Genomic DNA, 13,695 nt, shown 5'->3' with positions numbered 1-13,695 from the left:
CCATGTACGTTTCTGTCCGCCCTGCCGCCCTGCGCGCGGGGCTTGCCGGGTTGATGCTGGCATCTTCCGCATTCCCGGCGACGGCCGCGACCGACATCGAAGTCGCCGCCGGAGTTTCGACCACCACCGATCGCGAGTTCACCCGGGCGGCGTCGGTGGCCTGGCTGCCGGAGCTGTGGCAGCTGGACAGGGCCATGCTTCGCGCCGATGTGGGCGTGGTCTACGTCGACGGTCGCGGCGACGTGCGCGACCGCGACCTGGGCGATGACGTCTGGGTCGGCTACGTCGGCCTGCGCTACGAGCGCACCGACAACGGCCTGGTCCTGGGCGCCGCGATCGGCGCGCAGTCGGGCGAAACCGATGCGATCTCGGGCGACCCGCAGTTCATCACCACGGCCGGCTGGCGCTGGGACCGTTTTTCCTTGCTGCTGCGCCACATCTCGAATGCCAGCCTGCACAGCCCCAACAATGGCGAGACCGGGCTGGCGGCCGCCTGGCGGTTCTGAGTCTTTCGGCGGCGGGGGGCCTTGAACCCCGGCTGGACTCCCCCATCTAGTCAGGCATCCCGGCCTCGCCGGGTTTTCGCGGCGCGCGTTCTGGCACTCGGCTGGCCCGACTGCCAGAATACGCAACCGATTTGCCCCCTAGACGTTACAAATCAATCACCTGTGAGGATTGTATGAACCTGAAGCCGCTCTACGACCGCGTGGTCGTCAAGCCGATCGAAGCCGATGAAGTCTCCGCCGGCGGCATCCTGATCCCGGACAACGCCAAGGAAAAGCCCACCAGGGGCGAAGTGATCGCCGTGGGCGAGGGCAAGGCCCTGGACAACGGCAGCCTGCGCGCGCCGAAGGTCAAGGTCGGCGACAAGGTCATCTACGGCCAGTACTCGGGCTCGGCGTACAAGCACGAAGGCACCGAATACAAGATCGTCCGCGAGGACGACATCCTCGCCATCGTCGGCTGAGCGCGCGCAAGCGCATCGCACTCCCCATTCCCTGATCCAGCTCCGAGGAAACAACAATGTCCGCGAAGGAAATCCGCTTCGGCGAAGACGCGCGCGCCAAGATGGTGCGTGGCGTCAATGTGCTCGCCAACGCCGTCAAGGCGACCCTGGGCCCGAAGGGCCGCAACGTCGTGCTCGACAAGAGCTACGGCTCGCCCACGATCACCAAGGACGGCGTGTCCGTCGCCAAGGAGATCGAGCTGGCCGACAAGTTCGAGAACATGGGCGCGCAGATGGTGAAGGAAGTCGCCTCGCGCACGTCCGACAACGCCGGTGACGGCACCACCACCGCCACCGTGCTCGCCCAGGCCTTCATCCACGAAGGCATGAAGGCGGTCGCCGCCGGCATGAACCCGATGGACCTCAAGCGCGGCATCGACCAGGCCGTGATCGCCGCCGTGGCCGAGCTGAAGAAGATCAGCAAGCCGTCGTCGACCTCGAAGGAAATCGCCCAGGTCGGCACCATCTCCGCCAACTCCGACGCCAACATCGGCGACCTCATCGCCCAGGCGATGGACAAGGTCGGCAAGGAAGGCGTGATCACCGTGGAAGAAGGTTCGGGCCTGGACAACGAGCTCGACGTGGTCGAGGGCATGCAGTTCGACCGCGGCTACCTGTCGCCGTACTTCATCAACAACCAGCAGTCGATGTCGGCCGAGCTGGATGATCCCTTCATCCTGCTGCACGACAAGAAGATCTCCAACGTCCGCGACCTGCTGCCCGTCCTCGAAGGCGTGGCCAAGTCGGGCAAGCCGCTGCTGATCGTCGCCGAGGAAGTCGAGGGCGAGGCCCTGGCCACGCTGGTCGTCAACACCATCCGCGGCATCGTCAAGGTCGTCGCCGTCAAGGCGCCGGGCTTCGGTGATCGTCGCAAGGCGATGCTGGAAGACATGGCCATCCTCACCGGTGGCACCGTGATCTCCGAGGAAGTCGGCCTCTCGCTCGAGAAGGCGACCATCAACGACCTCGGCCGCGCCAAGAAGATCCAGGTCACCAAGGAAAACACCACGATCATCGACGGCGCCGGCGAGAGCACCGACATCGAAGGCCGCATCAAGCAGATCAAGGCGCAGATCGAGGAGACCTCCTCCGACTACGACAAGGAAAAGCTGCAGGAGCGCGTGGCCAAGCTGGCCGGCGGCGTTGCGGTGATCAAGGTCGGTGCCTCGACCGAGATCGAGATGAAGGAAAAGAAGGCCCGCGTCGAAGACGCCCTGCACGCCACGCGCGCAGCCGTCGAAGAGGGCGTGGTCCCGGGTGGCGGCGTCGCGCTGCTGCGCGCCAAGACCGCCGTCGAAGGCCTGAAGGGTGCCAACGAAGACCAGAACCACGGCATCGTGATCGCCCTGCGCGCCATGGAAGCCCCGCTGCGCGAGATCGTGGCCAACGCCGGTGAAGAGCCCTCCGTGATCGTCAACAAGGTCAAGGACGGCAAGGGCAACTACGGCTACAACGCCGCCAACGGCGAGTTCGGCGACATGGTCGAGTTCGGCATCCTGGACCCGACCAAGGTCACCCGCACTGCGCTGCAGAACGCGGCCTCGATCGCCGGCCTGATGATCACCACCGAAGCGATGGTGGCCGAGCTGCCGAAGAAGGACGAGCCGGCGATGCCGGGCGGCGGCGACATGGGCGGCATGGGTGGCATGGGCTTCTGATCCAGCCACGCCGCTGTACCGCGACACGAAGGACCCCGCCGCGAGGCGGGGTTTTTCTTTGCCAGCCCCTTTATCATCCCGGCTCGACAGGGGAATTCGACGACGTGGAACAAGCCCAGCTCAATACGCTCACCAACTTCATCTGGAACATCGCCGACGACGTCCTGCGCGACATCTACGTGCGTGGCAAGTACCGCGACGTGATCCTGCCGATGACGGTGCTGCGCCGCCTGGACGCGGTGCTTGAGCCGAGCAAGCAGGTCGTGCTGGAAATGAAGGCCGCGCTCGACCGCGAAGGCATCGCCAACCAGGACGACGCCCTGCGCACCGCTGCCGGCCAAGCCTTCTACAATACCTCGCCGTTCCGTTTGCGCGATCTCAAGTCCCGCGCCACGCGGCAGACGCTGCGCGACGACTTCGAGGCCTATCTCGACGGCTTTTCGCCCAACGTGCAGGACATCCTCGACAACTTCGAGTTCCGCCACCAGATCCCGCGCCTGTCCCGGGCCGACGCCCTGGGGTCGTTGATCGAGAAATTCCTCGACAAGGACGTGAACCTCGGCCCGCAGCCGCTCGGCGACCTGCCGGGGCTGGACAACCACTCCATGGGCACCTTGTTCGAGGAGCTGGTGCGCCGCTTCAACGAAGACAACAACGAGGAGGCCGGCGAGCACTGGACCCCGCGCGACGCCGTGCGCCTGATGGCCAGCCTGATGTTCCTGCCCGTGGCCGAGCAGATCGAATCCGGCACCTACCTGCTGTACGACTGCGCCTGCGGCACCGGCGGCATGCTCACCGTGGCCGAGGAAACCCTGCAGCAGATCGCCAGCGAACACGGCAAGCAGGTGGCCACGCATCTGTACGGGCAGGAGATCAACGGCGAGACCTACGCCATCTGCAAGGCCGACCTGCTGATCAAGGGCGACGGCGATGCCGCCGACAACATCGTCGGCGGACCGGAGCACTCTACCCTGTCGAACGACGCCTTCCGCGCGCAGACGTTCGACTTCATGCTCGCCAATCCGCCCTACGGCAAGAGCTGGAAGAGCGATCTGGAACGCATGGGCGGCAAGAAGGAGCTGCGCGATCCGCGCTTCGTCATCCAGCACGGCGACGACCCGGAATACTCGCTGGTCACTCGCTCCAGCGACGGCCAGATGATGTTCCTGGCCAACATGCTGAGCAAGATGAAGCACGACACCCCGCTCGGCAGCCGCATCGCCGAGGTGCACAACGGCTCCTCGCTGTTCACCGGCGATGCCGGCCAGGGCGAGAGCAATATCCGCCGCTGGATCATCGAGAACGACTGGCTCGAAGCCATCGTCGCGCTGCCGCTGAACATGTTCTACAACACCGGCATCGCCACCTACGTCTGGGTGCTGGGCAACCGCAAGCCGGAGCATCGCCGCGGCAAGGTGCAGCTGATCGATGCCAGTGGCTGGTTCCGCCCGCTGCGCAAGAACATGGGCAAGAAGAACTGCGAACTGTCGCCCGGCGACATCCGCCGCATCTGCGACACCTTCCTGGCCTTCGAGGAAAGCGAGCAGTCGAAGATCTTCCCCAATCAGGCCTTCGGCTACTGGAAGGTCAAGGTGGAGCGCCCGCTGCGCCTGCACAGCCAGATGGGTCACGCGCGCATCGAAAGCCTGCGCTTTGCTTCCGGCGACGCGGACATTCGCGAAGCCCTGTACGACGAGTTCGGCGAGGCCCTGTTCGACAAGCCGGCCTCGGTGCGCAAGGCGCTGGAGCAACGCCTCGACGCTTGGGGCGCGGGCGACGGCGACGAGGACGATGACGACGACGCACCCGCACCGCGTCGCCTGCCGGAGAAGAAAAAGAAGAAGCTGCTCAGCGCCGAAACCTGGAAGCGCGACGCGGTGCTGGTCGAAGCCGCCCGGCACCTGCGCGACGAACTCGGCGACGGCCTGTACGAAGACCACAACCGGTTCCTCGACCAGGTCAACGCCGCGCTCAAGCGCCTGGGCATCAAGCTCGGCGCGCCCGACAGGAAGCTGATCGTCAACGCCGTGAGCTGGCGGGTCGAGGGCGCGCCGCCGGTGATCAGGAAGGTCCACAAGGCCGGCAAGGTCGATGCCGACCCGTTGCGCGGCCTGTACCCGGTCGAGATCAACGGCAAGCCGGTCGTCGTCGAGTACGAGCCCGACAGCGAGCTGCGCGACCACGAGCAGGTCCCCCTGCTGGAGGAGGGCGGCATCGAGGCCTTCATCCGCCGTGAGGTGCTGCCCTACACACCAGATGCCTGGATCGTCGAAGCCGATACCAAGGTCGGCTACGAAATCAGCTTCACCCGCCACTTCTACAAGCCGCCGGTGTTGCGCAGCCTGGCGCAGATCAGCGCCGACATCCTGGCGCTGGAACAGGAAACCGAAGGCCTGCTGTCGGAGATCACCGGCGGGACGGTCGCGTGAGGCCGCTGTCATGCAGCAGCCTGCCTTGCCTACAGGCGCGGACCGCGCCTATATTGCAGGCATGGTTTAATATGGAAAGCGATCCGGGCCATATGCAAGCCAGCCGCGCATGAATATCCCAGCCTCCCGCCAGCCGGATGACGCCATGCGCCACCGCGCCGGGCGCCGCATCGCCCAGCCCACCGGCTACCGCGCCTTCCATCCGGCGCCGCTGCCGCCGGACCCGCCGGTCCGGCTGGAAGGCGGGCTGCAGGCCCTGCTGTCGCAGGCCGACCGCGCCTTGGGCCGGCTCGACGGTTCCATCCAGACCCTGCCCAACCCGGACCTGTTCGTATTCATGTACGTGCGCAAGGAGGCGGTGCTGTCCAGCCAGATCGAGGGCACGCAAAGCTCCCTGCAGGACCTGCTGGCCGCCGAGGCGCACGTGCTGGCCCCGGATCGCCCGCGCGATGTCGATGAAGTGGTCAACTACGTCAACGCGATGAACCACGGACTGCACCGCCTGCACGAGCTGCCGGTGTCGGTGCGCCTGATCCGCGAGATCCACCACCGGCTGCTGCAGGGCGTGCGCGGCGCGCGGCTCACGCCCGGCGAACTGCGCCGCACCCAGAACTGGATCGGCCCCGCCGGCTGCACCCTCAACGAGGCGACGTTCGTCCCGCCGCCGCCGCACGAGGTGCCGGTCGCGCTGGGTGCACTGGAAAACTTCCTGCACGCCGACAGCGAGCTGCCGCAGCTGATCCAGATCGGCCTGGCGCACGCCCAGTTCGAGACCATCCATCCCTTCCTCGACGGCAACGGCCGCGTCGGCCGCCTGCTGATCACCTTCCTGCTGTGCCAGCGCGAGATCCTGATCAAGCCGGTGCTGTACCTGTCGCACTTCTTCAAGCAGCACCGCGCCGAGTACTACGAGCGCCTGCAGGCGGTCCGTGATGCCGGCGACTGGGAAGGCTGGCTGGCCTTCTTCCTGCGCGGCGTGGCCAGCGTCAGCCGCGAGGCCACCGAGACCGCGCGCCGCATCCTCGCCCTGCGCGAGGACCACCGCGCCCGCGTCACCACCGGCCTGGGTCGCGCTGCCGGAAACGGCCACAGGGTGCTCGAACACCTGTACCAGCGTCCCATCGTGTCGGTGGCCGACGTGGAGGAGCTGACAGGCACCTCCTACACCGCCGCCAACAACCTGGTCTCGCGGATGGTGGAGCAGGGCGTGCTGGTGGAAGCCACCGGCTACCGGCGCAACCGGCTGTTCCGCTACCAGGCGTATATCGACCTGTTCGGCGAGTCGGTCGAAGCAGAAGGGGAAGCCGCGTGATTGACGGGTTGAAGCCGTATGCGGCGCACAAGGATTCCGGCTCTAAGTGGCTGGGCGAGGTGCCGGAAGGGTGGGAAGTTCGAAACCTGCGCACTCTCGTCGGGAAGCGCACTGAGCGCAATTGCCCCGACCTTCCGTTGCTGTCGGTCGCGCGCGAGAAGGGGGTCTTCGTCCGTTCGTTGACCGATTCGGGCGAAAACCACAATGTCATTCCCGACGACCTGAGTAACTACAAAGTCGCCCGTGCTGGAGATCTTGTAATCAACAAGATGAAGGCGTGGCAGGGTTCAATGGGAATCGCGCCTTGCGATGGCATCGTTAGCCCGGCCTATTTCGTGTTCGATCTTCGGTTGGCCAACGCTGCATTCGGCCAGCGGTTGCTTCGCAGCAGTCCGTACGTGACGCATTTCGCGCAGGCATCCGATGGCGTGAGAATTGGCCAATGGGACTTGTCTATTCCAGGGATGCGGGAGATTCCGGTACTCATTCCCCCAACCGATGAGCAAGCCGCCATCGTGCGTTTCCTGGAACACGCCAATCGCAAGATCGACGGCTTCATCCGCGCCAAGCGCAAGCTGATCGCGCTGCTCAACGAGCAGAAGCAGGCCATCATCCACCGCGCGGTGACACGCGGGCTGAATCCGGACGCGCCGCTCAAGCCTTCGGGCGTTGAGTGGTTAGGTGACATTCCGGCGCACTGGAAAGTAAGGCGCATAAAGTACCTTTTGCGTGAAGTTGATCAGCGCTCTACATCGGGCAAGGAAACACTTCTATCGATGCGGATGCACCATGGATTGGTGGTCTTCGCGGAACACTTCACTCGACCGCCACAGGCCGCTTCGCTTGTAGGTTTCAAGGTCGTCAGCCCAGGGCAACTTGTGGTGAATCGAATGCAGGCGGGCAATGGGGTCATCTATCCGTCTCATCTCGACGGGTTAGTCAGCCCCGACTATGCAGTCTTTGATGCGATTGCGGACGTGAATATTGACTACCTTGGAGAACTCTTTCGCAGTCGCTCGGCGCGTGTGAAGTTCCGATCGGAGTCAAAAGGCTTGGGCACCGGCACATCAGGCTTTCTGCGTCTCTATAACGACCGATTCGGCGCGATACATGTTCCCGTTCCACCAAGACGGGAGCAAGATTCACTGTTGAGGGGAATTGCCGAGCAGTGTGGGACGCTTGACTTGGCCGCAACCCGCACAGAACGCGAAATCGCCCTGATGCAGGAATACCGCACCCGCCTGACCACCGACATCGTCACCGGCAAGCTGGACGTGCGCGCGGCGGTTGCGACACTGCCCCAGGTTGCCGATGCGGCCACCGACGAACCCATCATCGACGTGCCCATCGACGAACTGGAATACGAGGACGCCTGATGAGCAGCCGACCGGACATCCCCGCAGCCGTCAAACGGCAGGTCCTCCATGAGTCTTGTCACCGCTGCGCAGTCTGCGGCTTCGGTCTGTCGCTCGAGATCGCCCACATCATCCCGTGGCGCAAGTCGAAGGATCACGGCGCCGACAACCTGATCGCCCTGTGCGCCACCTGCCACACCATGGCCGATGCGCAGGACTGGGCCAGCAAGGACTTCGAAACCTACAAGACCCAGCCGTGGGCGCTGCGCACCAACGTTGCCCAGCCGATGAGCGCCGCGCAGAAGGCGATGGTCGATCTGATCCTGGCGCGCGATGCCGTCGACATGGGCGAGTTCCAGCAGATGCAGCTGGTGCAGATGATTGCCGCCTACGCGGGGGTGACGATTGCCGATGTCAGGTTGGTTGCGGTTGCGCCCAGCAACAGTTCGCTGGTCCGCATCGAATTGCCGGTCGACGCCGCCGAACGCCTGATCCTCGCCTTCCAGGCACAGGACCCGCGGCTGGCGTCGTTCTTGGACGAGTTCGCGCTGCCGGTCGGCATCGAGCTCGAGGGCGTCGCGCCCGCCTTCGGCCTGGATGGCGGCATCAAGCGGATCGAGACCGCGCGGCCCACGCCGGCGGACACGCCGCCGGTCACCAACATCAAGGAGGAAGGGCTGGAATCGCTGATCGTCGGCGCGATGACCGCCTTCGACTGGATCGCCGGCCGCAACGCCGATTACGAACGCGAGTACGCGGTCGACCTGGAGCAGCTCGCCACCTTCCTGGAGCAGACCCAGGAAGACGTGGCCGCCGCGCTGGATCTGCGCGGCGACGGACCGGCACGGCGCAAGTTCCTCGCCCAACTGCAGGGCGAGATCACCCGCCGCGGCACCATCGACGTGCTGCGCAAGGGCATCGGCCACGGCAAGCACCACATCGACCTGTTCTACGGCACGCCATCACCGGAGAACGTCAAGGCCGTGGACCGCCATGCGGCCAACCGCTTCAGCATCACCCGGCAACTGCACTACAGCCGCGAACAGTCGCGGCGTTCGCTGGACCTGGCGCTGTTCATCAACGGCCTGCCGGTGGCGACCTTCGAGCTGAAGAACAGCCTGACCAAGCAGACCGCGGAGGACGCCGAGGAGCAGTACAAGCGCGACCGCGACCCGCGCGAAACCCTGTTCCAGTTCGGCCGCTGCGTCGTGCATTTCGCCCTGGACGACCACGAGGTGCGCATGTGCACCGCGTTGAAGGGCGACAAGGGCACGGCCAGGGAGTCCTGGTTCCTGCCGTTCAACCAGGGCTGGAACCAGGGCGCGGGCAACCCGCCCAATCCCTACGGTATCAAGACCGACTACCTGTGGCGGCGCATCCTCACCCCGGGCGGGCTGACCGACATCCTGGAGAACTACGCCCAGATCGTCGAGGAGAAGAACGAGAAGACCGGCAGGAAGAAGCGGGTGCAGATCTTCCCGCGTTTCCACCAGCTCGACGTGGTGCGCAAGCTGCTGGCCGATGCCGCCTGGTCCGGCGCCGGCAAGCGCTACCTGATCCAGCACTCGGCCGGCAGCGGAAAGTCCAACTCCATCGCCTGGCTGGCCCACCAGCTGATCGGATTGCGCAAGGACGGGCGCGACGTGTTCGATTCGATCATCGTCATCACCGACCGCCGCATCCTCGACCGCCAGATCCGCGAGACCATCCGCGGCTTCGCCCAGGTGTCGACGCTGGTCGGCGCGGTAACGGAAGGCGGGGGCAGTTCCAAGACCGAGCAGCTGGCGAAGTTCCTGCGCGACGGCAAGAAGATCGTCATCTCCACGGTGCAGACCTTCCCGTTCGTGCTCGACCGCATCGGCGACGAGCACCGCAGCGGCCGCTTCGCCATCATCATCGACGAGGCGCATTCCAGCCAGGGCGGACGCACCGCCAGCAAGCTCAACATGGCGCTGGCCGAGGACCGCGGTGACTACGCCGATGCCGAGGACCTGGAGGACCGCATCAACGCGATCATCGCCTCGCGCAGGATGCTGGGCAACGCGAGCTATTTCGCCTTCACCGCCACGCCGAAGAACAAGACCCTGGAAATGTTCGGCACGCCGCACCAGGAGGGCGGAGAGACCAAATACCGCCCGTTCCATACCTACACGATGAAGCAGGCGATCGAGGAAGGCTTCATCCTCGATGTGCTCAAGCATTACACGCCGGTAGCCAGCTATTACCGGCTGGCCAAGACCATCGAAGGCGACCCCGAGTTCGACGTCAAGAAGGCGCGCAAGAAGCTGCGCATCTACGTGGAAGGCCACGGCAAGGCGATCCGCGACAAGGCCGAGATCATGGTCGACCACTTCCATGAGCAGGTGATCGGGCAGCGCAAGATCGGCGGCCAGGCGCGGGCGATGGTGGTGACCGGCAGTATCGAACGTGCAATTCGGTACTTCTTCGCCTTCCGTGACTACTTGGTGGAGACCCGAAGTCCTTATCAGGCCATCGTCGCCTTCTCGGGCGAACCCGAGTACAGGGGCGAGAACGTCACCGAGGCCAGCTTGAACGGCTTTCCCGCCGGGGAGATCGCCGAACGCATCCAGGCCGATCCGTACCGGTTCCTGATCTGCGCCGACAAGTTCCAGACCGGCTACGACGAGCCGTTGCTGCACACGATGTACGTGGACAAGGCGCTGTCGGGGGTCAAGGCGGTGCAGACGCTGTCGCGGTTGAACCGGGCGCACCCGAAGAAGCGCGATGTGTTCGTGCTCGACTTCCACAACGACGTCGACACCATCGAGCAGGCCTTCGCCGACTACTACCGCACCACGATCCTCAGCCGCGAGACCGATGCCGACAAGCTGCACACGCTCAAGCACGAGCTGGACGGGTTCCAGGTCTATGCGCCGGAGCAGGTCGACGCGCTGGTGCAGCTGTACCTGGATGGCGCCGATCGCGACAGGCTCGATCCGATCCTGGACGCCTGCGTGGCGGTGTACCTGCAGGACCTGGACGAGGACGGGCAGGTTGCCTTCAAGGGCAAGGCCAAGGCGTTCACCCGCACCTATGACTTCCTCGCCAGCATCCTTCCCTATGGCGTGCAGGCCTGGGAGAAGCTGTCGATCTTCCTCAACTTCCTGATCGCCAAGCTGCCGGCGCCGGTGGAGGAGGACCTGTCCAGGGGCATCCTCGATGCCATCGACATGGACAGCTATCGGGCCGAGAAGCAGGCCACGCTGGCGATCGCCTTGGCCGATGCCGACGCCGAGATCGAGCCGGTGCCGACTTCCGGTGGTGGCCGCAAGCCCGAGCCGGAACTGGATCGGCTGTCCAACATCGTCAAGGCGTTCAATGAGCAGTTCGGCGGCCTGTTCGCCGATCCACAGCGCATGGAACAGCGGATCACCGGCGAGATCCCGAATCGCGTCTCGGCCGACCAGGCCTACCGGAACGCAAGGGAGAATTCGGACCGCCAGAACGCGCGGATCGAGCACGACAAGGCGCTCAGGCGGGTGCTGACGGCGCTGTTCGCGGATGACGCGCAGCTGTTCAAGCAGTTCCAGGACAATGAATCGTTCCGCCATTGGTTGACTGAGACGGTCTTCGCGCTGACTTACGATCAGTCTTGAAGCGCTGATGTGCACAGCTCCTGCCTCATTCTGGCGGCGGCGACGGTAGGCACAGGTCGAGGAGACCTCCTCCGATTGCGGCCGGCGGATGAAATCAGAAGCTCGGCTCAGGCATGCTGCGCGCCATGAATCCGCCTTCCTCCTCCTCCGTCCGCCGCTGGCTCCGGCGCGCGGGCTGGATCCTGCTGGGCAGCTGGCTGGCGTACCTCGCCGTGGGCAACGCCTTCCTCAACGTCGATGCGGCGCAGTCGCTGCTCAAGCGCAAGCCGGAGAAGTTCCAGATCGCCTGGGACGGCGGCCACACCCTGCTGCCCGGGCGCGTGGCCCTTCGCGGGGTGCGCATGCAGGGCCACGCGCGGCGCACGGCGTGGACGGCGCAGGCCGCGCACGCCCGCGGACGGATCGCGCTGCTGCCGCTGCTGGCCCGCGAGATCCGCATCCCATGGCTGGAGGCGGAGGTGGTGACCGGTTCGGTGGAGCGCGCCGACGGTGACATCCCGTCGCCCGCGCACCGTCCGGGCGGCTGGACCCTGCGCTTCGACCGCATCGCCAGCGACAGCATCGAAGGTGGCCGGGTGTTCGGCGTGCACGTCGCCGGCAGCGGCCGGGCTGAGGTCGGCTTCAGCAAGCAGTTCCGCGGCGGGCCGGCGGAGCTGTTCCCGTCCACGGCCAGCTTCTCCGGACTCTCGATGGGCGACGGCGAGGTGCAGTGGATGCACGACGGCGCGGTGGAGGCAGCGTTCTCGATGCCTGCGCTGCCGTCGGGGCAGTCCGGCCAGGCGCGGTTGCAGGCCCTGCAGGCCTCGCTGGCGCTCCAGGGCCGGCCGCTGGGCCTGCGCGCCGAGCTCGACGATGCCGGCCGCTACGCCTTCCACCTGGCACCCGGTGCGGAAGGCGGCGAACTGGATGCGCGGCTGTCCCTGCGCAACGGCGCCCTGGAACCGGGCGGGACGCTGCGGCTGCAGCTGCCGCTGCGCGCGCGCGACGCGGACGGCGCGGCGAGCGACAACGCCCTGGCGCTCCGGGTCGAGGTGGACGAGGACCTGCACCTGCAGGCGCAGCTGCCCGACCGCGATCCCGCGCAGCCGAGCCTGGATGTCGAGTTGCGCCTGCCTGGCAACGCGCTGCCGCTGGGTGACTGGCGCACGCGGCTGGTCGGCAGCGAGGGCCACGTGCGCGGCCGCTGGCACATGCCCTCGATCGGCGGCGTGCTGGCGCTGTTCATGGACAGCGACTGGCTGGCGCTGGAGGGCAGCGGCGGGATCGAGGCCGACCTGCAGATCGGCGGCGGCCGCCTGCGCGAGGGCAGCACGCTGCGGGTGCGCGATGTGCAGGCGCGCGCCGACGTCCTGGACACCCGCTTCGAAGGCGTGGCGCACGCCGACGCCGTGCTCGCCCGCGAGGGCGAAGGCGGGCTGCAGTCGCGCGTCGAACTGGTGATGGAGGAATTCAGCGCGGCGCGGCACGAGCAACCGGCACAGCCGCTGGTGAGCGGCCGCGACCTGCGGGTGCGGCTGGTGTCGGATGGCCAGCTGGAGCGCATGCGCGAGACCCTGGCCGCGCATCTCGTGTTCAAGGACGCGCGCGTGCCCGACATCGCCGCCCTCAACGCATGGCTGCCCAGCGACGGCCTCCGCTTCGGTGGCGGCAGCGGCACCCTGGGCGCCGACCTGCGGCTCGACGCCGCGGGCGACATCGGCACCGGCTCGCTGCGCGTGGACGCGCGCCGGGCGCGCATCGAGGTCGCGGGCCTCGAGCTCGCGGGCGACGTCGCTATCGACGGACGCCTGCGCGGCGGCAACCTGCGCGACGGCCGGCTCAGCCTCGACGGCAGCCGCGTGCGCCTGCGCAACGTGGCCTTCCGCGAGCGCGATGGCCAGCTGCGGTCGGGATGGTGGGCCACCGTCGACATCGGTCGTGGCGAGGCGGACTGGAAGTCACCGGTGTCGGCCCGCGGCGACATCCAGGCGCGGATGCGCGACGTCGGCTTCCTGCTGGCGATGTTCGCCGACCGGGGCGACTATCCGCCCTGGATCGGCCGCCTGGTGGACGCCGGCGAGGCGCGCCTGCGCGGGCGCTGGGCCTGGCGCGACGGCCAGCTGGTGCTCGACGGCGCGCACGCCGAGAACGACCGCTTCACCGTCGATGCGCGGATGAAGATCGAGGGCTCCCGGCGCCGCGGCGACCTGCACCTGGCCTGGGGCCGCCTGGGCGTCGGCATGGAGCTCGACGGCGCGGAACACCGGCTGCACCTGCGCAACTCGCGCGCATGGTTCGATTCGCGTCCTTCACTGCTGCCCTGACGCCCGGCGCGGGCC

8 protein-coding genes are annotated in these 13,695 nt (G+C 66.5%); all 8 read left to right on the top strand.

The window, feature by feature from the left end; all coding sequences use genetic code 11:
• Window positions 1–2: 2 nt before the first annotated feature.
• The 8 genes from E2169_RS11495 (at window position 3) to E2169_RS11460 (ending at window position 13,680) form a co-directional block, all read left to right on the top strand.
• A complete protein-coding gene (locus E2169_RS11495) occupies window positions 3–506 on the top strand; it encodes a hypothetical protein (protein WP_132986753.1) in 504 nt (167 codons plus the stop codon).
• Between the two features lie 173 nt (window positions 507–679).
• Window positions 680–967: a co-chaperone GroES gene (locus E2169_RS11490; RefSeq protein ID WP_132986752.1), complete on the top strand. Its 288-nt coding sequence runs from the start codon at window positions 680–682 to the stop codon at window positions 965–967.
• Between the two features lie 56 nt (window positions 968–1,023).
• Complete coding sequence (groL, locus tag E2169_RS11485) at window positions 1,024–2,664, top strand: chaperonin GroEL (protein ID WP_132986751.1); 1,641 nt, start codon at window positions 1,024–1,026, stop codon at window positions 2,662–2,664.
• A 104-nt stretch (window positions 2,665–2,768) separates the two neighbouring features.
• A complete protein-coding gene (locus E2169_RS11480) occupies window positions 2,769–5,093 on the top strand; it encodes a type I restriction-modification system subunit M (RefSeq protein ID WP_132986750.1) in 2,325 nt (774 codons plus the stop codon).
• A gap of 109 nt (window positions 5,094–5,202) precedes the next feature.
• Entirely contained in the window at window positions 5,203–6,405 is a 1,203-nt protein-coding gene (locus E2169_RS11475) for a Fic family protein (protein WP_425480557.1), read from the top strand.
• A complete protein-coding gene (locus tag E2169_RS11470; RefSeq protein WP_132986748.1) occupies window positions 6,402–7,781 on the top strand; it encodes a restriction endonuclease subunit S in 1,380 nt (459 codons plus the stop codon). Before E2169_RS11475 ends, E2169_RS11470 begins: the two co-directional genes overlap by 4 nt.
• On the top strand, window positions 7,781–11,377 hold the full coding sequence (locus E2169_RS11465; protein WP_132986747.1) for a type I restriction endonuclease: 3,597 nt from the start codon (window positions 7,781–7,783) through the stop codon (window positions 11,375–11,377). The genes E2169_RS11470 and E2169_RS11465 overlap by 1 nt, the downstream gene beginning before the upstream one ends.
• Before the next feature lie 125 nt (window positions 11,378–11,502).
• A complete protein-coding gene (locus E2169_RS11460; protein WP_132986746.1) occupies window positions 11,503–13,680 on the top strand; it encodes a hypothetical protein in 2,178 nt (725 codons plus the stop codon).
• Window positions 13,681–13,695: the final 15 nt, after the last annotated feature.

Source organism: Luteimonas terricola, assembly GCF_004352845.1.
GTDB lineage: Bacteria > Pseudomonadota > Gammaproteobacteria > Xanthomonadales > Xanthomonadaceae > Luteimonas > Luteimonas terricola.
This window is presented reverse-complemented; position numbering and strand designations above follow the sequence as displayed.